Below are 18,284 nucleotides of genomic sequence, written 5' to 3'. Positions count from 1 at the left end.
ACGCCTAGTTCTTGCTCGCGATGGACTTGAAGGCACCGCGTCAAACCAGGCAGCCTGCGTTATCGTTAACGACCTTCGCGGGCAAGCTCGCGACTACAGGGGCGGCATGCTGTTGGATAAAGTCAGCACTCAACTCGATCACCCGACGGTATTGCAGGTCGACGGTGATCATGTGGTAGCAGTTGTCCAGCAGGATCTTGGTCACCGGCCCGCCCAGATGGCGCTCCACATAATCGGCGTTCCAGCGGCTGGTGATGTCGTCCTCGACAGAATGCAGCACCAGCGCCGGGGTGTTGATCGACGGCATACGTTTCTTGACCACGGCATTCATCCGGTGCAGCTCGCGCACCGTGACGCCTTCCATGGTCAGGAGACCGGCCTGGCTGCTCTGCCCTGCCTTCATCTGCCGTTCGACGATAGCCCGCAGGCGTTCGTTCTTGATGCCGTAGGGCGGTTTCTCTTCGAAGCTGCACAGGTGCACGCCGAATGGAATCTTCATCAGCAACGGCGTGAGGAACGCCAGCTTGTTGATGCTCCAGCCGTCGTACTTCAACGTCGTGGAGTACATCAGCAACCCCGTCACCTGGCCCGCAAATTCCGAGGCCAGGTACATCGACATCACCGCGCCCATGGACAGGCCGCCGACGAACATCTGGTCGTGGTGCTGCCGCACACCGACGAAGGTTTTGCGCACGCCTTCGTACCAGTCCAGCCAGCCGGTGGCCTGCAGGTCGCTGTTGTCCCCGCAATGCCCGGCCAGGGTCGGCACGTACACCGTGCACGTCCCGTCCTTGGCCAGGCCCTGGGCCACCCGACGCAGTTCCGTCGGGGTGCCGGTCAGGCCGTGAATCAACAGAACCCCGACCGGACCGTTGCCGAGAACGAAGCCTGAGTCACCTTCGCCCAGATCGATCTCAGCGCGGTTCACCGCTTCATTACCCGATTCAGCAACTGCTCAAGCAACTGCAGGCCCAGGTCGATTTCCGGGTAGCTGACTTCCAGGGACGGCGCCAGGGTGATCACGTTTTTGTAGTAGCCGCCCACGTCGAGGATCAAGCCCAAACGCTGACCGTCAACCACCATGTCACCCTTCATGCCTTCGTCGACCATGTAGTCCAGCGCCGCCTTGTCCGGCGTGAAACCGTCCGGGCCGCAGATTTCGCAGCGCAGGGCCAGGCCCAGACCGTCGACATCGCCGATGATCGGGAAGCGCTTCTGCAACTCTTGCAGGCCTTCGAGGAAGTATTTGCCCTTGGCCATGACCATCGCGCCGTAGTCGACTTCGCTGGTCATCTTGAACATTTCCAGGCCCACCGCCGTGCCCAACGGGTTGGAGGCGAACGTGGAATGTGTCGAGCCTGGTGGGAAGATTTTCGGGTTGATCAACGCTTCCTTGGCCCAAATGCCGCCCAGTGGGTTGAGACCATTGGTCAGGGCCTTACCGAACACAATGACGTCCGGTTTGACGTCGAAGTGCTCGATGGACCACAGCTTGCCGGTGCGCCAGAAACCCATCTGGATTTCGTCGACCACCATCAGAATGCCGTGCTGATCCAGCACATGTTTGAGTTCGCTGTAGAAGTTCATCGGTGGGATCACGTAGCCACCGGTGCCCTGAATCGGCTCGACGTAGAAAGCTGCGTATTCGCACTGGCCGACTTTCGGGTCCCATACACCGTTGTATTCGGTCTCGAACAGGCGGGCAAACTGCTGCACGCAGTGGCTGCCGTATTCTTCCTTGGTCATGCCTTTGGGGCCACGGAAGTGGTATGGGAACGGAATGAAATTGGCGCGCTCGCCGAAGTGGCCGTAGCGGCGACGGTAGCGGTAGCTGGAGGTGATCGACGAAGCGCCGAGGGTACGGCCGTGGTAGCCGCCTTCGAAGGCGAACATCAGGCTCTTGCCGTTGGTGGCGTTACGCACCACTTTCAGCGAGTCCTCGATGGACTGCGAGCCGCCGACGTTGAAGTGCACGCGCCCGTCCAGGCCGAATTTTTTCTTGGCATCGACGGCGATCATTTCCGATAGCTCAATCTTGCCCTTGTGCAGGTACTGGCTGGCGATCTGCGGCAGGGTGTCGATCTGCTGTTTCAGCGCGTTGTTCAGGCGTGGGTTGGCGTAACCGAAGTTGACCGCCGAGTACCACATTTGCAGGTCGAGGTAGGCCTGGTCTTCGGTGTCCCAGACATAGGAGCCTTCGCAACGGCTAAAAATACGCGGCGGGTCGATGTAGTGAACGGTGTCGCCGTAGGAGCAGTACTTGGCTTCTTTATCCAGAAGTACCTGGTCTTCGGCGGTAGCGATGCGGATATCAGACATGATGGAAGAGTTCCTGATTGTCGGAAGACGAGTTGAAGGAAGTAGCGTTGGCCGCGATGCCCTGGGGCAGCTTGGCCAGCAATGCAGGCAGCTCGGCAAAGGTGTCGAAGCGTGCGTAAGGAATCTGGTTGCGCTGGCAATACTCAGCCAGGCGGCCCTTGGCGAAGACGAAGTCGGCAGTGGAAGCCACGCACATGTCGGACTGGCCGTCGCCGATCACCAGCACCCGCTTGTTGCGCGGCGTGGATTTGCACTTGCAGTTGCCGGAGGCGGCGCGACAGGCATCGCTGGAATACGGGAAGTCGATGCGCCAGCTGTTCTGGTCGACCTGGCGCAAGCGGTTGGCGAGGATTGGCAGCAAGGTCACGTAGTTACGCGACAGAATCCGCGCGATGCCTTGTTCGATACCGTCGCTGACTACTTCGAGGGAGGCGCCCAGGCCGATGACGTGGTCGACGAAGTCGGGGAAGTCCGGGTCGATCTCGACGCTGTCGAAGTACGCCAGCAACTCGGCAGGCGTCGCCTTGATCAGCGCCAGTTGGAGGCTCAGGCATTCGCGGGAGCCGATATGACCGTCCAGCCATTGCTGCTCGATGGTTTCCCACGAAGGATCAGCGAAGCGTTGGAGGACGTTGTCGATGACATCGGTGGGCGTGATGGTCCCGTCGAAGTCACACACGATATGCCAGTCAATCATCTGCATTTACCTATGAAGTAGGAGCGCGCTGTTGCGCTTGCAGAGGGATAGAGCAGGGAGTGTGCCAACTGATTAAAGCCCAGCGGGGCTGGGCTCTTGCGGCACTCTAGGCAGAAAATGCATCGACCGGGCTACAATTTTTGTAGGTTGCTACAAACAACATGAGTGCTTGCGCAACCCCTCGCGCCTGCGCGTTCATGCGCGCATGTTCAGAGAAGGGAAAGGCATCATGCTCAGGGTTACTTCAGCTGTACTCGCAGGCGTGCTCGGTCTGTGCGCCTGTTCGGCATTGGCCGACGGGATCACCGGCGAAGCCGGCCTGGGCGTCAGCTATCAACCGCGCGAACCCAGCGGCAGCCGCCATGAAACGGTACCCGTTCCCTACTTCGACCTGGACTGGGGGAATGTCAGCCTGGGCACCGACGACGGCCTGACCTGGAGCGCCTTCAACCGCAACGGTTTAAGCGCCGGCCCTTACCTCAATTACCTGCCGGGGCGTACCGCCAATGGTTCGTTGCAGGGCTTGCGGGATGTGTCGGACATGGCCGAAGTGGGAGGATTTATCCAGTACGCGCCGGCCGATTTCTGGCGGGTCTATGCCCAGCTGGGCCGAGCCGTGGGCGGCGCTCGCGAGCAGAGCGGCGTGTTGGGCAAGGTCGGCGGTGAGCTGGGTTATCCGCTGGGCGGCGGGATCATTGGCAGCAGCGGCCTGATGGCGCGCTTTGCCGATGATCGCCAGGCCCAGACGTTTTTCGGCGTTGATGATCATGAAGCGGCGGCGTCGGGAATTGGGCCTTATAACGCCAGCGGCGGTTTCCAGAACCTCACATTGACCCAGAGCTTCAAGTTTCCCCTGGCGCCAAAATGGTCATTGCTGACCAGCGCTAGTTGGGTACATCTGGTGGGCTCGGCGGCGGACAGCAGTATCGTCAGGCAGACCGGCGAGGTGAACCAGGGGCAGGTGCAGACGGCGATCAGCTACACATTTGATTGACCACCCCTCTGTGGCGAGCGGGCAAGCCCGCTCGCCACAGAGTTCGCGTCAATCAACGGATTGCTCAGTTCTCTTTACCCTCGGCCAACAACGCTATCCCGCCAATAATCACCACCACGCCCACCCAGTGCAGCACGCTGATGTGCTCGCCCAGGCCCAGCCACGAGCCGAGTAGCACCACCACAAACACCAGCGAACTCAGCGGAAAAGCCAGGGACAGGCTGCTGCGCCGCAGAATCAGCATCCACACGAAAAACGCGCCGATGTAGCAGGCAATCGCCGCGAGGATTCCCGGATTGCCGGCCACGGCCAACAGCCATTGCACGGTGAAATCCATCTGCCCCAGTTGATCACCAGCGACTTTGGTAAACAGCTGCCCGGCGCTTTCGGTGCAAATCAGCAACGCCCACAGCACCACGGTGCCCAAGCGCCCATGCAGCCAGCCGACCGGGCTTATGGAAATATTTTCTGAGTTCATGATTGAGTCCCTGCAATAGCCACCAGCATCACACCGGCTGTAATGACCAACGTGCCCATCCAACGACGGCGGCTGACGGTCTCGCCGAGGATCATTTTCCCGGCGCACACCACCCCGCAATAAGCCAGCGCCGCCGCCGGAAACAACAGGCTCAACGGCGCACGGGACAAGGCCTCAAGCCAGACGAAAAACTCGATGACATAGGCGCCGATCCCGGCCCACAGCAACGGCGCGTTAAACACCTGGCCCCAGAAGGCATTCAGGCGAAAACCACCGTCCAGTTCCGGCAAACGGTCCAGGCCCAGTTTGAAACACAGTTGGCCGATCACATCGAGGACGATGGAAAAGGCCACCAGCAACACCACGGTCAGGGTCACGGGAACAGCTCCTCGAACAGGTTAATCAACGCTTCATTGGTGGCCGAGTTGCGCAGCAAATCCTCCTCGCTCCAGCGCTCGGCGGGCGGTTGGTCGGACTTGGCTTCCCAGCGCTTGAAGGCGTTGCTGAAGGCCGGCTGAGCAAACTCGCCGCAGACATCGATGCCGATGATCCGCTTGCTCGCCGCCAACGTCCGTAAGGCTTGCAGCAGGTGAGTCAGGCGCATGCCGCCCTGGTCCCAGTTGGTGGCGGCGTCTTCGCAGGCCAGCACATCCTTGTCGATGGTGATCCAGATCGCCTCGGTGGGCAGGCTGGCGATCATCTGCCCGAGGAACTGCGCCCAATCCAACTCGGCCAGGTTGCGCCAGTGCAGATGATTTTCCTGTTGCTGGTGACCGGCGCCGTCGCCCACCCGGCCCCAGACTTTCGAGGGCGCGTGCTGCCAGGGAAACAGCTGCAAATCCCCGCGTTTGAGGGCGCCGAGGTTGCCGCCGCGCAGTTGCGGGTTATGCAGGTCGTCGCTGCACGGGCCGAGGGTGACAATGCGTTTGATCGCCGGCATCTTCAGCGCCCGGTTAACCCAGGAACCGCAGTGCCGACGCGGGGCCAAGCGGACCCAATCGGGATGGTTGTCGAAGTGGATCAGGCTGACGGGCTCTTTCAAGTCGGCGAGCAACGCGGGGGTCAGATGGTGATAATCGCCGGAGCCGACAAAGAAAATTTCCGGCCGCGCATCGATGGGCCGGGGCCGTTTGGCCAGGCGTTCGGCGAAGCGCTTATAGGTTTTTTCGGTGGACCACAGGCGCAGTTTCGGGCCAAGGTCGAGCAGGTCCATGCGTATCGCCTGGCCGCTGGAAAGACGCCGGGCAATCGGTGCCTGGGCCGTAAGGCTGTGGTCGAGGTCAAGAATGTTCAAGGTAATGTTTCACCCATGGCAGTGCCCATTCAGACACTGGGCTCATCACTCATGAACACCAGCCGAATGGGCTTTGCAGGGTGAATGCAAGTGACGGGCCAGGGGTTAGCCTTTGGCCTCGCTGAGGATCTGCCGAATCGCGCCGACAAAGGCTTCGGCCGGTTGCCCACCGCTGACCGCGTACTGATCGTTGAAGACAATGGTCGGCACCGAACTCACGCCACGGGACACCCACAACTGCTCCTGCTCGCGAACCTCGGCGGCGTATTCATCCGACGCCAGAATCTGTGCCGCACGTTGCAGGTCCAGGCCAACACTTTCGGCAATCAGCGCCAGGGTGGCGTGATCGGAAGGGTTCTGCTGGTCGGTGAAGTAAGCTTTGAAGAGCGCTTCCTTGAGGTTGTACTGCAACCCTTCAAGCCCGGCCCAATGCAGCAGGCGATGGGCGTCGAAGGTGTTGTAGATGCGACTTTGGCCGTCGGTGCGGAAGGCAAAGCCGACCTCGGCGCCACGGTCGCGGATCATCGCCCGATTGGCCTGGGACTGTTCGGCGGTGGAGCCGTATTTCTCGGTGATGTGCTCGGTGATGTTCTGCCCTTCGGCAGGCATGTTCGGGTTCAGCTCGAAGGGCTGGAAGTGGATCTCGGCTTGCACCTCAACGCCCAACTGGTCCAGGGCTTCGGTCAAACCGCGCAGGCCAATGATGCACCAGGGGCAGGACACATCGCTGACGAAATCGATTTTCAGGGGAGTACTCATAACGCAACCTCGCTGGCTAAAACGCGCCGCAAAAGTCGCACCATACACCCCACGCCAGCCTCACAAAAGCTTCGAAGGCGCCACCGGCTCGATCTGGGCCCAATGCGCCGCGTCTTCGCGATGGGCTTGCAAGTACGGCAACACCGCCCCCAGTAACGGCGCCTTGAACGCCTCCTGGAAACGGTGGGCCAAACCGGGAATCAGCCGCAATTGGCTGCCCTGAATGTGCGCCGCCAGGTGCACGCCGTGCATCACTGGCAGTAACGGGTCAGCGGTGCCGTGGACCACCAGGGTCGGCACACGCAGTTGGTTGAGCAGCGGCACCCGGCTCGGCTCCGCGAGGATCGCCATGATCTGACGCTTCACGCCTTCCGGGTTGAACGCCCGGTCGTAGGACTGCGCCGCCTGGTGCAGCAAGGCCTGGCGATCATCCTTCACAGATGGACTGCCCAGCGCCGCCAGTAAATCGGCTTGCTGTTCCAGGGCAGCTTCGCGATTGGGCGCGCCACGTCGCGAAAGCAATTGCACCAGCGCCGCATTGGGCGCCGGCAGGCCTTCGGCGCCGGAGCTGGTCATGATCAGCGTCAGGCTTTCCACCCGTTCAGGCGCCATGGCCGCCAGGTGCTGGGCGATCATCCCGCCCATGCTCGCGCCCAGCACATGGAATTGCTGGACCTGCAATGCATCCATCAAGCCCAGCGCATCGTCGGCCATGTCTGTCAGGGTGTAGGGCGCCGCCACCGGCAGGCCCAATTTGTAGCGCAGCACTTCAAAGGTCAGGTTGGCACTGGCAGGCGCCTGGCGCCAGGTGGACAGGCCAACGTCGCGGTTGTCGTAGCGAATCACCCGAAAGCCTTGCTGACACAGGGCAACCACCACTTCGTCCGGCCAGTGGATCAATTGCCCGCCCAGGCCCATCACCAGCAACAACGCCGGATCGGAGGCACGACCAATGCTCTGGTAGGCCAGGCTGACCTGTTCCAGATCGACGTGTTCCGTCGGGACATTGACATCACATCGAGAAGCCGCAAAAGACGGCAGGCCGAACAAGAGAGCGGCCAGAAATAGCAACACGCGCATGAAAAACACCGAAACGCAGAACCCCAGTAGAGCGCGAGTCTGATGAAGTTTGTTCAAGCGCGCTGCCACAGTTACGTGACAGTTTGATGAAGAGTGCCCAGCGGTCGGTGTCGACAGTCAACGCAACATGAGACAAACTCAACCGATCCGAACTTTTCACAAGTTATCTTCATGGAGAGCCCGTGCTCGAAATCCGTCATCTCAAGACCCTGCACGCCTTGCGCGAGGCCGAAAGCCTGGTGGAAGCCGCTGAACGCCTGCACCTGACCCAGTCCGCGCTGTCCCACCAGTTCAAGGAACTGGAGGAGCGCATGGGCATGCAGTTGTTTGTGCGCAAGACCAAGCCGGTGCGCTTCACCAGCGCCGGCCTGCGCCTGCTGCAACTGGCGGACGCCACCCTGCCCTTGCTGCGTGGCGCCGAGCGCGATATCGCGCGCCTGGCCGGCGGCACTGCCGGGCGCTTGCACATGGCCATCGAATGCCACAGCTGCTTCCAATGGCTGATGCCGACCATCGACCAGTTCCGCGATGCCTGGCCGGAAGTCGAGCTGGACCTGGCCTCCGGTTTCGCCTTCGCGCCGCTGCCAGCCCTGGCCCGTGGCGACCTGGACCTGGTGGTGACCTCCGACCCGCTGGAGCTGGCGGGCATTACCTATGTGCCGCTGTTCACCTACGAAGCCATGCTCGCGGTGGCCAACCAGCACCCACTGGCGAACAAGCCTTACATCGTGCCCGAGGACTTGCTTAACGAAACCCTGATCACCTACCCGGTGGAGCGGGATCGGCTGGACATCTTCACCCGCTTCCTGGAGCCAGCCGACGTGGAACCGGCCCAGGTCCGTACGTCGGAGCTGACGGTGATGATGATGCAACTGGTGGCCAGCGGTCGCGGCGTGTGCGGCATGCCCCATTGGGCGCTGCATGAATACAGCTCACGGGGTTATGTGAAGGCCAAGCGGCTGGGGGAAAAAGGGTTGTTTGCCACGCTGTATGCGGGTATCCGCGCCGACATGCTGGATGCGCCGTATATGCGCGACTTCTTGCTGACGGCCAAGGACACGTCGTTTTCGACATTGGATGGGGTGAGCGCGGTTCGCTGAAACTCAGTCGCCGTACAGTTCGCGCCACAGGTGAATCTTATCGAAATACTCGATCCCCACCCGCACCGCCAACGGCTCCAGCCCGTACTGCACGAAACCGCACCGCTGATAAAGCGCAAACGCCGCGTCATTGCCGGCGGTGACGGTCAGTTGGATCAACTTTACCCCGGCATGATGACGCGCCTCAACGAGCGCTGCTTCCACCAATTGCCGGCCCAGCCCACGCCGCTGGAAACCTTCGGCGACGTACATGCCAAATAGCGTCACCTTGTGCCGGGCTTTTTCCCTGGGTTCGAACGCCAGGCCAACAATGCCCGCCAACTGATCCCCTGCAAACCCGCCAAGCACCCGATCCAGCGGACTCTCCAAACGCTTCTGCCACCAGCTCAACGGCAATACCGCACGCTCAGCGACGCTGGAGGTGAACGCCTGTGGATAAGTTTCATAGGCCTGGAGCATCAACGCCCGATAGGCCTGCGCGTGGCTGGCATCCAGCGGCAGGATGATCATGCGCCGCGACGCTGCTCAAGCATCAGGCGAATCGCCAGGGCCGCGAGGACAAAGCCCATAAAATAACGCTGCACCGACAGCCAGGTCGGGTTGTTGATAAACCAGCCGGCGATGGTCGCGGCGAACAACGAGATCAGCAGGTTGACCGTGAAACTGACGCTGATCTGGGTGATCCCCAGCACCAGGCTCTGGGTGAACACCGAGCCGTGCTCCGGGGAGATGAACTGCGGGAACACCGACAGGTAGAACACGGCGATTTTCGGGTTCAGTGCACTGGTCAGAAAACCCATCGTCACCAGCTTGCGTGACGAGTCCGGCGGCAGTTGCTGGGCCTCGAACGGTGAGCGAGCGCCCGGCTTGACCGCCTGCCAGGCCAGCCACAGCAGGTACAGGGCGCCGGCCCATTTCAGCGCCTCATAGGCCATTGGCACCGCCAGAAACACTGCCGTCAAACCGACTGCCGCCGCAAACAGATGAACAAAAAATCCGGCCACCACCCCCAGCAGCGAAGTGACCCCGGCCTTGCGGCCCTGGCAGATCGAACGGGAGATCAGATAAATCATGTTCGGGCCGGGCGTCAGCACCAGCAGCAAGGAGGCAGCAGCGAAAATCAGCAATTCGTTGAGGGGAATCACGGTTCAGTCCTTTGAGCCTGGCGCTTCAGGCCGTTGTGGTCAGCGATGAGCGATAAAACGGCAGGATAAGGTCACGTGTCAAGGGTGCCAACAGCAGGTCTCCGTCGCCAGCCGGGTCGATCCAGCGTACTTCCTCAATCTCGGCAGCGGGGGTTACGGCCACATCAATGTTGACCTGAAACAGCTCGGCTTCCACGACGAAACCCGGCTCATTGGCCGCCGGTGCCGAGAAGTGGCCAAGGTACACAGCCTCTGCCGGATCGATGCGCAGCCCCAACTCTTCGTGCAGCTCACGAGCCAGGGCCTCGGCCGGCTGCTCCCCGGCGTCGATCTTGCCGCCCGGCTGCATGAAGGCCAGGGTGCCGCGCTTGCGCACCAGCAGGGTTTGGCCGTCGCTGCCGATCAACAGGGCGGCGGCGATGCGGATGGTGGTGGAGGTCATGAGAGGTGAGCCTTGAAAGCAAAGGCGCAAGGATCACATGAGTGTCCGGCGTACTGCAATCCAATGTGGGAGATGGCTTGCCTGCTATACGCAGAGGTATCTACCTATCTTTTGAGGTTGCTGAAGGTTGGGTTCTCGGGGGCTATTGAGTACATATACGTTGCTGCGGTAACGGATATACCCCCCAGCCCACACTCGATCCCACTTATCCCAGGATCACTGCCTCTTCGGGTTCCTTGATAAACACACTGTACTTGGCCCCCTCCATCGCCTCGAAGGCAATCAGCTTGTCCACCAGCGGCAGGTTCAGCACCTTGCCTGCGTTGAGCAGCAGCATGCCGTTATCGGCGTTGAGGTTACGCGCCAGGACCATGCCCTCGGCCAGCTCACGGGTAGTGAGTACTTTGACCGTTGGATCGCCCAATGTCACATCACTGAGGAACGCTGCGCAGGCCTGGACGAAATCTTCCACCAGGTCCGGGTCATAGAGTCGACCCGCGTATTTGCGGATGTACAACAGTGCTTCGTCGCTGTTCATCTGCCGTTCGAGGATCAACCCGCGCTGCAACTCGATAAAGTCCACTGCCAGTTTCAGCAGCCGAGAGCCAAATGGAATCGCCTCGCCCTTAAGATGATCGGGGAAGCCGGTGCCGTCCCAGCGCTCCTGGTGATGACGGATCAGCCGCGCTGCATCCTTCATCGGCTCCAGGGTCATCAGCAGCGACTCACTTTGCGTGGGGTAGGCCCGATAACGCTCGCGGTCGGTGCTGTGCAGCAGGTCGGCCGGGGCGATCATCATGCTGTCGCTCCAGCTCAGTTTGCCGATGTTGTACAGCGCTGCCGCCATGGTCAGGTCGCGAACACTGGCCTCGTCCATCGGTTGGGCTTTGCAATAGACCCGGATCAACTCGATTAACTGGCGGTTGGTCTGTTTCTCCTTGGGCAGGCGCAGGTTGGCCAGCAGGGAAAACACCTCGGTGCCAGTGACATAGCTGCGCTTGAGCTCATCGTAGGCCAGGTCAAGCATGTCGGCGGTCTGCTGCAATTCGGACGTACGGGCCACCACGCGTTTTTCCAGGGTGGCGTTGAGGCCCTTCAACTGGTTGTTTTGCTCGCGGGTCAGTTGCTCCAGGCGCAGCCTTTCACGCTCGGAGTGCTGGTGATCGAGGGACTGACGCAGGGTCAGGAGCATTTCCTCATCATTCCAGGGTTTGCTGATGTAGCGGTGGATCTGCCCTTCGTTGATCGCCTTGATGATCATCGTCAGGTCGGCATAGCCCGTCAGCAGGATGCGGGTGGTGGTCGGATAGAGCCGGTGGGTTTCGGCCAGCAGCATCGCACCGTCCATCGCCGGCATGCGGGCGTCGGTCATCACCAGGTCGACAGGCTGGGCGGCCATGATCTCCAGGGCCTGGGCACCGCTGCCGGCCAGCAACACATCGTAGGGTTGGCCGCGCAACAGGCGGCGCAGGCTATTGAGGATCGACTCTTCATCGTCAACCAGCAAAACGGTAGGTCTGTAAGGGGACGTCGTAGCGAGTTGCTCATCCATGGCGACACCTCCTTTCAATAATACCAATTTGAACCATTGTGACCCTGCGTGGATCAACCGCTGTACTTGCGGGCGCAATGGGCGCTAGATGGCTCACAGGGGAAACTGACGTCGATTTGACGCCAACTTGCCGACTTATTCAAGGAGCCTACTACGCTTAGGACAAGAAGCCGATAAGCGCCCGCACACAGCCATGTAGTCATTAAGGTAAGGAAGCCACATGCGCCAGAATATGCAGTCGCGCGCCTCCGAGTACCACCCATGAACCCGCGTTCAGGGCGGGCCAATCGACGGATCCTGATCGTCGATGACACAGCATCGATCCACGAAGACTTTCGCAAGATCCTCTGTGCCGACGCCAACGGCGGACAATCTCTGGACAGCATCGAGGAAACGCTGTTTGGCACCGCACCTGCGTTGCGCCAGACCTACCTGCTGGACTCCGCCTACCAGGGTCAGGAAGCCCTCGGCCTGGTAATCCAAGCCCTGGCCGACCTCTCACCCTACGCCCTGGTGTTCATCGACATGCGCATGCCGCCGGGTTGGGATGGCCTGGAAACCATCGAACAGCTGTGGAACGTCGACCCCAACCTGCAAATCGCCCTGTGTACCGCCTATTCCGACTATTCCTTCGAAGCCATCGAAGCGCGCCTGAAGTTCGACGATCAGTTGCTGATTCTGAAAAAACCCTTCGATAACCTGGAAATCCGCCAGATGGCCAGTGCCCTGACCTGGAAATGGCAGTTGGCGCAGGACGCTGCTCTCAAGCTGTTGAGCCTTGAACGCACCATCGAGGAACGGGTTCAGGAACTGCTCAAGGTCTCGCACTTGCTGCAATACGACAGCCTCACCGGCCTGCCCAACAGCACCCTGCTGGGTGACCGGCTGACCCAGGCCATCGCCCTGTGCCGGCGTCACGATACCCAGTTGGCGGTGATGTTTATCGGCCTGGATCGCTTCAAGCGCATCAATAACGCCCTCGGTCATCCGGTGGGTGATGAGGTGCTGCAGCAGGTCAGCCGGGACCTGGTGGCGACGGTGCGCGAGTCCGACTCGGTGTTCCGCTATGGTTCCGACGAGTTCGTGATGATCCTCAATGACGTTCATCACCCCCAGCAGACCCAGATCATTGCCGAGAAAGTGCTCAAGGCTATCAGCAGCACCCGCCATGTGGCCGGCCATGACTTGAGCATCACGGCCAGCCTGGGCATCAGTGTGTACCCCAATGACAGTTTCAGCGCCGTGGAGTTGATCAAGAAAGCCGAAACCGCCATGCGTAACATCAAGGATCACGGCCCCAACGATTTCAGCTTCTTCATCGACGACATGAACCTGATCGCCCGCCAGCAACAAACCCTGGAAGCCGCGATCCGGCTGGCCCTGGAACGCAACGAGTTTGTCTTGCACTACCAGCCAAAACTGGATTTGAAGACTGGCCGGATCGTCGGCGCCGAAGCCTTGATTCGCTGGCATCAACCCGACCATGGCTGGATCTACCCGTCGGCGTTCATTCCGGTGGCAGAAGACAGCGGCCTGATCGTACCCTTGAGCCAATGGGTGCTGCGCCACGCCTGCGAACAGGCGCAACGCTGGCAAGACCAGGGACTGGCGCCGATCTGTATTTCGGTAAATATCTCGGCCATTGATTTCCGCCAGCGGGATTTTGTCGCCAACCTCGCCGCCATCCTCGAACAGACCGGCCTGGCGCCCGCCCTGCTGGAACTGGAGATTACCGAGAACGTGTTGATGCAAAACGTCGACGACACCGTGAACACCCTGCGGGCGATCAAGACCATCGGCGTGCGCCTGGCTATCGATGATTTCGGCACCGGCTACTCCAGCCTCAGTTACCTGCGTCGTTTCCCCATTGATGTGCTAAAAATCGATCAATCGTTTATTCGCGGCCTAGGGGAAAACGACCAGGACTTGCAGTTGATAAGCGCCATTATCAGCCTGGGCAAGAGCCTGGACCTGACCGTCATCGCCGAAGGGGTGGAGACTGTCGAACAACTGAACGTCCTGCAGGCCAAACACTGCGAAGAAGGCCAGGGCCACCTGTTCAGCAAAGCCGTCGCCGCGGAGGACTTTGCCCGGCTGCTGGAAACCGGTAAATGTACCCTCATGCCCAATCAATAACCCCCTGCTCACAAGGAATTCACGTTGAGCGAAGCACTACACCCTCATTGTGATCGGCCGTCACACAGGATCAGCCTTGCCTTGGGCCTATGGCTGGGCAGTTGCGGGCCGGCGGTTGCGGCTCCCTTGGACGAGGCTCTGAAACCGCTGCCCGCCATGCCCATTCTGGATGCGGCGCGAGTCGAGCTGGGGCGACAACTGTTCAACGAAAACCGCTTATCGGTCAACAACACCCTGTCCTGCGCCAGCTGTCATCACCTGGAAACGGGTGGCGCCGACAACAAGGCGTTTTCCCTGGGTTACGACGGCAAGCCGGTGGTGCTCAACACGCCGACCGTGTTTAACGCGAGCCTGAACTTCAAACAGTTCTGGAACGCTCGGGTGGACACCCTGGAGAAGCAGATCGAACAGGTGGTCACCAGCCCCATGGAGATGGGCAGCGACTGGGAGAATGTGGTCGAAACCCTGGCCGCCCTGCCCGCTTACCAGAGCGCATTTACCCATTCCTACCCCGATGGCATCACGGCGGCCAACGTGCAAAATGCCCTGGCCACCTATGAGCGAACCCTGCTCACACCCAATTCGCGCTTCGACCAGTATCTGCTCGGCAACACCGAGATCCTCACCCGCGAGGAAAAGTACGGCTACCAGCGCTTCAAGGACTACGGCTGCATTGCCTGCCATCAGGGGATCAACATCGGCGGCAACATGTACCAGAAGTTCGGCGTGATGGGCGACTACTTCAAGGCCCGGGGCACCCCCACCGAAACCGACCTGGGGCGCTACCTGCTGACCAAGGACGACGAGGATCGCAACGTATTCAAGGTGCCGAGCCTGCGCAACGTGGCCATCACCGCCCCGTACTTTCACGATGCCTCGGCCAGGACCCTGGAAGAGGCGGTCGACGTGATGTTCAAGTACCAGTTGGGACGTACGCCTTCGACTGAGGACAAAACCCTTATCATCCAGTTTCTCAAGACACTGACCGGCGAATGGGCGGGTAAACCGTTATGAACAGGCCTTTATGAAAATATCCCGCCGCGCCAGCCAGTTTCTGCTCAGCGCCATCACCCTGGTGCTGGTCTCGACCCTGGTGTTTTTGTACGTCAAAACCTCGATGGACCAGACCACCAGCTACACCCAGTCCCAGGACCTGATTCGCCATATCAAGCAACTGAATGCGCAATGGGACAGTGAGGTGCTCAAGGCGCGAATTGCCATGACCCATAACTATGACCCGCTGGTGACGCCCCTCACCGAGATGACCAGCCTGTGGGCCAGCCTTGAGGCGAGAGAATCGCAACACAATCATGCGGACCTCGCCCGCTGGAATGCAATCGAGGATGCCTATCGCCAGGCGATCCAGGAAAAGGCCCGGCTGGTCGACCAGTTCAAGTCACACAATGCGCTACTGCGCAACTCACTGGCGTTTCTGCCAACCGCCGAGGACGACATCCAGGAGCAGTTCGCCCGCCTGGATGACAGCGAGAAACTGGAACTGCAAAACGTCGCCACCGACACCTATGACCTGCTGCTCAGCAGCCTGGAATTCGCCCAGGTGACCAGTGATGACAAGGCGGCCGATATCCTCGTCGGGCTGAACAAGCTGGTGCTTAACAAGGAGCGACTGCCCGAGGAGTTCCAGGCACCGGTGGAGATCCTCAGCAACCACATCTCTCTGATTTTGCGCGAGCAACCGCTGGTTAACGATTTGCTGGAGCGTATCGCCGCGATTCCGGTGTCCGTGCACCTGGACGACCTGACCAACCGGCTCAACCGGGACCAGCAGGCCGCCGACCTGATCAACCAGAAATACCACCGCTACCTGATGGTATTCTCGACCTTACTGGTGGTGTTGCTGCTCTACCTGGCGGTTCGCCTGTTGCGCAGTTTCGCCGAGATCAACCGGGTCAATCGCGCCTTGCACTCGGTCAACGAAAGCCTCGAACAACGGGTCGAAGAGCGTACCCAGGAACTCAAGGACGCCCAAAGCGAACTGCTGGACAGCGCTCGCCAGGCCGGCATGGCGGAAATCGCCACCAACGTGTTGCACAACGTCGGCAATGTGCTCAACAGCGTAAACATCTCCGCCGAACTGGTGGCCCGCAAGCTGCGCACCAGCAAAGCGTTGGGGCTGGGCAAGGCCATGCAACTGATCAACGAGCACCGCCATGACTTGGGCACCTTCATCACCGAGGATGAAAAAGGCAAGCTGTTACCCGGCTACCTGAACCAGTTGGTGGACGCCATCGCCGTCGAACAGCAAGGCATCGCCGACGAACTGGCGCAGTTGAGCAAGAGCGTCGATCACATCAAGGACATCGTTTCCACCCAGCAGTCCTATGCCGGCGCCTCCAGCCTGCTGGAGCCGGTGCACATCAGCGCGTTGATGGAAGACGCCCTGCGCATGAATTCAGGGGCCCTGAGCCGCCACCATGTGACGGTGGTCAAGGACTACCACGAAGTGCCGGAGATCATGGCCGACAAGCATCGTCTGCTGCTGATCCTGGTCAACCTGATCAGCAACGCCAAGTACGCCATGTCCAACCTCGCCGACCGACCACGGCAGATGACCCTGTCGATCCTCCCCCTGGATGACGGCACCTTGCAGATCAGCGTCAAGGACGAAGGCGAAGGTATCCCGGCCGAGAACATGACGCGGATCTTCACCCACGGTTTCACCACCCGCAAGGAAGGCCACGGCTTCGGCCTGCACAGCTGCGCACTGGCCGCCCTGGAAATGAAAGGTCGCCTGAGCGCCCACAGCGACGGGCCCGGCAAAGGCGCGCTGTTCACCTTGCACATCCCCCTTGACCGCGCAGAGACCTGACCATGAATCAACTGCCGAACCGGCGTATTCTGCTGATCGACGACACGCCGTCGATTCACGAGGATTTTCGCAAGATTCTCACCCCGCCCGTGGAGCAGAACCTGGAACTGGATGAGATGGAAGCCACACTGTTCGGCGGCACCGTCAAACCCCAGGTCCAGGCCTTTGAGCTGGACTCGGCCTACGGCGGGCAGGAGGGCCTGCAACGGCTGTGCGCGGCCATGGAGCAGGATCGCCCCTATGCCCTGGCGTTTGTCGACATGCGTATGCCCCAGGGTTGGGACGGTGCACAAACCATCGAAGAACTGTGGAAAGTCGATCCGGACCTGCAAGTAGTGGTGTGTACCGCGTATTCGGATTATTCCTGGGAAGAGCTGCTGTTTCGCCTGCAGGCCCACGACCGCCTGCTGATCCTGAAAAAACCCTTCGACAACATCGAAGTCCAGCAAATGGCCAACACCCTGTCCGCCAAATGGGAAATGGCCCGTCGTGCCAGCCTGCAAACCAGTCACCTGGAGCAGTTGGTGGAGCAACGCAGCCATGCACTGCAACTGGAAATCGACGAGCGCAAGCAGCTGGAAAGCCAACTGGTGCAGTCAGAAAAGTTGGCGTCCCTGGGGCAGTTGGCAGCGGGCGTGGCCCATGAAATCAACAACCCGGTGGGGTTTATCTCCTCCAACCTCGGCACCCTGGACGGCTATTTCAAGCAGCTGCAACAAATGTTCGACGCCTATCAACAGGCTGAAGAAGCCCTGGCGCCAGGGGAATGCCTTGAGCACTTGCAAACCCTGCGCAAAGGCATGGACCTGGAATTTCTCAAGGAAGACATCCCGATTCTGATCCGCGAAACCAAGGAAGGCATCGGTCGTGTGGCGCAAATCGTCAAGGACCTGAAGGATTTCTCCCGAGTCGATAACGACGACAAATGGCAATGGGCAAACCTGCAGCAGGGCATCGACTCGACCCTCAACATCGTCGCCAGCGAACTCAAGTACAAGGCGGATGTGGTCAAACGCTACCAGTCGTTGCCGGACATCGAATGCCTGGCTTCACAGATCAATCAGGTGGTGATGAACCTGGTGATCAACGCCGCCCAGGCCATGGGCCCGGAGCGCGGCACCATCACCATCAGCAATGGCATCGAGGGCGATCGGGTCTGGCTGGAAGTCGCGGACAACGGCTGCGGGATTGCGCCAGAAAGTGTGCAGAAAATCTTTGATCCATTCTTCACTACCAAGCCGGTGGGGAAAGGGACAGGGCTGGGGCTGTCGCTGTCCTATGGCATCGTCAAGAAACACCACGGCGATATTTCGGTGACCAGCGAAGTGGGCAAGGGCACGACGTTTCGGGTGACGTTGCCGATCCGGCAGACGGCGGTGGAGCAATACCCCCTCTCTACAAGCTGATGAAGATCTAGCGATGGGCATAGGCATGGATTCCCTGTGGCGAGCGGGCTTG

Annotated in this window: 18 protein-coding genes; 6 read left to right on the top strand and 12 right to left on the bottom strand. The window is 60.3% G+C overall.

Annotated features, from left to right (window positions below; translation table 11 throughout):
* Window positions 1–40: 40 nt before the first annotated feature.
* From ACZRKZ_RS11235 to ACZRKZ_RS11225, 3 genes are read right to left on the bottom strand one after another with little or no spacing between them, the layout of a single operon-like run.
* Window positions 41–928 carry an alpha/beta hydrolase gene (locus ACZRKZ_RS11235; protein WP_463981630.1) on the bottom strand — a complete coding sequence of 296 codons (888 nt, stop codon included), beginning with the start codon at window positions 926–928 and terminating at the stop codon, window positions 41–43.
* Window positions 925–2,319 carry an aspartate aminotransferase family protein gene (locus ACZRKZ_RS11230; RefSeq protein WP_463981629.1) on the bottom strand — a complete coding sequence of 465 codons (1,395 nt, stop codon included), beginning with the start codon at window positions 2,317–2,319 and terminating at the stop codon, window positions 925–927. The genes ACZRKZ_RS11235 and ACZRKZ_RS11230 overlap by 4 nt, the downstream gene beginning before the upstream one ends.
* On the bottom strand, window positions 2,312–3,016 hold the full coding sequence (locus tag ACZRKZ_RS11225; RefSeq protein WP_463967056.1) for an MtnX-like HAD-IB family phosphatase: 705 nt from the start codon (window positions 3,014–3,016) through the stop codon (window positions 2,312–2,314). The genes ACZRKZ_RS11230 and ACZRKZ_RS11225 overlap by 8 nt, the downstream gene beginning before the upstream one ends.
* 229 nt (window positions 3,017–3,245) lie before the next feature.
* On the opposite strand from ACZRKZ_RS11225, the gene ACZRKZ_RS11220 reads away from it, so the two are divergent.
* Window positions 3,246–4,010 carry a MipA/OmpV family protein gene (locus ACZRKZ_RS11220; RefSeq protein ID WP_463981628.1) on the top strand — a complete coding sequence of 255 codons (765 nt, stop codon included), beginning with the start codon at window positions 3,246–3,248 and terminating at the stop codon, window positions 4,008–4,010.
* A 64-nt stretch (window positions 4,011–4,074) separates the two neighbouring features.
* Here the strand turns inward: ACZRKZ_RS11220 and ACZRKZ_RS11215 are convergent, their stop codons facing one another.
* The 5 genes from ACZRKZ_RS11215 to ACZRKZ_RS11195 all read right to left on the bottom strand — a co-directional run bounded on the left by ACZRKZ_RS11215 (window position 4,075) and on the right by ACZRKZ_RS11195 (window position 7,621).
* Complete coding sequence (locus ACZRKZ_RS11215) at window positions 4,075–4,488, bottom strand: transporter (protein WP_463967058.1); 414 nt, start codon at window positions 4,486–4,488, stop codon at window positions 4,075–4,077.
* Window positions 4,485–4,865 (bottom strand): DMT family transporter, encoded by a 381-nt coding sequence (locus ACZRKZ_RS11210; RefSeq protein ID WP_463981627.1) that lies wholly within the window; start codon window positions 4,863–4,865, stop codon window positions 4,485–4,487. Before ACZRKZ_RS11210 ends, ACZRKZ_RS11215 begins: the two co-directional genes overlap by 4 nt.
* Complete coding sequence (locus ACZRKZ_RS11205) at window positions 4,862–5,782, bottom strand: arginase family protein (RefSeq protein WP_463981626.1); 921 nt, start codon at window positions 5,780–5,782, stop codon at window positions 4,862–4,864. The genes ACZRKZ_RS11210 and ACZRKZ_RS11205 overlap by 4 nt, the downstream gene beginning before the upstream one ends.
* A gap of 105 nt (window positions 5,783–5,887) precedes the next feature.
* Window positions 5,888–6,541, bottom strand: a complete 654-nt coding sequence (locus ACZRKZ_RS11200; protein WP_463981625.1) for a DsbA family oxidoreductase — start codon at window positions 6,539–6,541, stop codon at window positions 5,888–5,890.
* A gap of 60 nt (window positions 6,542–6,601) precedes the next feature.
* On the bottom strand, window positions 6,602–7,621 hold the full coding sequence (locus tag ACZRKZ_RS11195) for an alpha/beta fold hydrolase (protein ID WP_463981624.1): 1,020 nt from the start codon (window positions 7,619–7,621) through the stop codon (window positions 6,602–6,604).
* A gap of 182 nt (window positions 7,622–7,803) precedes the next feature.
* Here ACZRKZ_RS11195 and metR point away from each other — a divergent pair, with 182 nt between their 5' ends.
* Entirely contained in the window at window positions 7,804–8,721 is a 918-nt protein-coding gene (gene metR / locus ACZRKZ_RS11190) for a transcriptional regulator MetR (RefSeq protein WP_133099722.1), read from the top strand.
* Window positions 8,722–8,724: 3 nt separating this feature from the next.
* Here metR and ACZRKZ_RS11185 read toward each other — a convergent pair whose 3' ends face one another.
* From ACZRKZ_RS11185 to nosR, 4 genes are all read right to left on the bottom strand, one after another.
* The gene (locus tag ACZRKZ_RS11185; RefSeq protein WP_463981623.1) at window positions 8,725–9,231 is read right to left on the bottom strand and encodes an N-acetyltransferase family protein; all 507 of its coding nucleotides are present in this window, start codon (window positions 9,229–9,231) and stop codon (window positions 8,725–8,727) included.
* A complete protein-coding gene (locus ACZRKZ_RS11180; RefSeq protein WP_149411027.1) occupies window positions 9,228–9,866 on the bottom strand; it encodes a LysE family translocator in 639 nt (212 codons plus the stop codon). Before ACZRKZ_RS11180 ends, ACZRKZ_RS11185 begins: the two co-directional genes overlap by 4 nt.
* A gap of 25 nt (window positions 9,867–9,891) precedes the next feature.
* On the bottom strand, window positions 9,892–10,308 hold the full coding sequence (locus ACZRKZ_RS11175) for an NUDIX hydrolase (protein WP_463967064.1): 417 nt from the start codon (window positions 10,306–10,308) through the stop codon (window positions 9,892–9,894).
* 205 nt (window positions 10,309–10,513) lie between these two features.
* Window positions 10,514–11,860 (bottom strand): response regulator c-di-GMP phosphodiesterase, NosR family, encoded by a 1,347-nt coding sequence (nosR, locus tag ACZRKZ_RS11170; RefSeq protein WP_463981622.1) that lies wholly within the window; start codon window positions 11,858–11,860, stop codon window positions 10,514–10,516.
* 261 nt (window positions 11,861–12,121) lie between these two features.
* Here nosR and ACZRKZ_RS11165 point away from each other — a divergent pair, with 261 nt between their 5' ends.
* The 4 genes from ACZRKZ_RS11165 (at window position 12,122) to ACZRKZ_RS11150 (ending at window position 18,232) form a co-directional block, all read left to right on the top strand.
* Window positions 12,122–13,996: a putative bifunctional diguanylate cyclase/phosphodiesterase gene (locus ACZRKZ_RS11165; protein WP_463981621.1), complete on the top strand. Its 1,875-nt coding sequence runs from the start codon at window positions 12,122–12,124 to the stop codon at window positions 13,994–13,996.
* A gap of 69 nt (window positions 13,997–14,065) precedes the next feature.
* Window positions 14,066–15,010, top strand: coding sequence for a cytochrome-c peroxidase (locus tag ACZRKZ_RS11160; protein ID WP_463981827.1), 945 nt, complete (start codon window positions 14,066–14,068; stop codon window positions 15,008–15,010).
* A 10-nt stretch (window positions 15,011–15,020) separates the two neighbouring features.
* Window positions 15,021–16,826 (top strand): DAHL domain-containing protein, encoded by a 1,806-nt coding sequence (locus ACZRKZ_RS11155; RefSeq protein WP_463981620.1) that lies wholly within the window; start codon window positions 15,021–15,023, stop codon window positions 16,824–16,826.
* A gap of 2 nt (window positions 16,827–16,828) precedes the next feature.
* Entirely contained in the window at window positions 16,829–18,232 is a 1,404-nt protein-coding gene (locus ACZRKZ_RS11150; RefSeq protein ID WP_463981619.1) for an ATP-binding protein, read from the top strand.
* The last annotated feature ends 52 nt before the right edge of the window (window positions 18,233–18,284 follow it).

This window comes from Pseudomonas sp. c313 (assembly GCF_055407145.1).
The sequence above is the reverse complement of the archived record's forward strand: the minus strand, read 5'-3'. Positions and strand labels throughout refer to the sequence as shown.

Bases quoted from the DNA above. Each gene is read 5' to 3' on its own strand.
- ACZRKZ_RS11230 (WP_463981629.1), bottom strand. From the start codon at position 2,319: ATGTCTGATATCCGCATCGCTACCGCCGAAGACCAGGTACTTCTGGAT.
- ACZRKZ_RS11225 (WP_463967056.1), bottom strand. From the start codon at position 3,016: ATGATTGACTGGCATATCGTGTGTGACTTCGACGGGACCATCACGCCC.
- ACZRKZ_RS11220 (WP_463981628.1), top strand. From the start codon at position 3,246: ATGCTCAGGGTTACTTCAGCTGTACTCGCAGGCGTGCTCGGTCTGTGC.
- ACZRKZ_RS11215 (WP_463967058.1), bottom strand. From the start codon at position 4,488: ATGAACTCAGAAAATATTTCCATAAGCCCGGTCGGCTGGCTGCATGGG.
- ACZRKZ_RS11200 (WP_463981625.1), bottom strand. From the start codon at position 6,541: ATGAGTACTCCCCTGAAAATCGATTTCGTCAGCGATGTGTCCTGCCCC.
- ACZRKZ_RS11195 (WP_463981624.1), bottom strand. From the start codon at position 7,621: ATGCGCGTGTTGCTATTTCTGGCCGCTCTCTTGTTCGGCCTGCCGTCT.
- ACZRKZ_RS11185 (WP_463981623.1), bottom strand. From the start codon at position 9,231: ATGATCATCCTGCCGCTGGATGCCAGCCACGCGCAGGCCTATCGGGCG.
- ACZRKZ_RS11175 (WP_463967064.1), bottom strand. From the start codon at position 10,308: ATGACCTCCACCACCATCCGCATCGCCGCCGCCCTGTTGATCGGCAGC.
- nosR (WP_463981622.1), bottom strand. From the start codon at position 11,860: ATGGATGAGCAACTCGCTACGACGTCCCCTTACAGACCTACCGTTTTG.
- ACZRKZ_RS11165 (WP_463981621.1), top strand. From the start codon at position 12,122: ATGAACCCGCGTTCAGGGCGGGCCAATCGACGGATCCTGATCGTCGAT.
- ACZRKZ_RS11155 (WP_463981620.1), top strand. From the start codon at position 15,021: ATGAAAATATCCCGCCGCGCCAGCCAGTTTCTGCTCAGCGCCATCACC.
- ACZRKZ_RS11150 (WP_463981619.1), top strand. From the start codon at position 16,829: ATGAATCAACTGCCGAACCGGCGTATTCTGCTGATCGACGACACGCCG.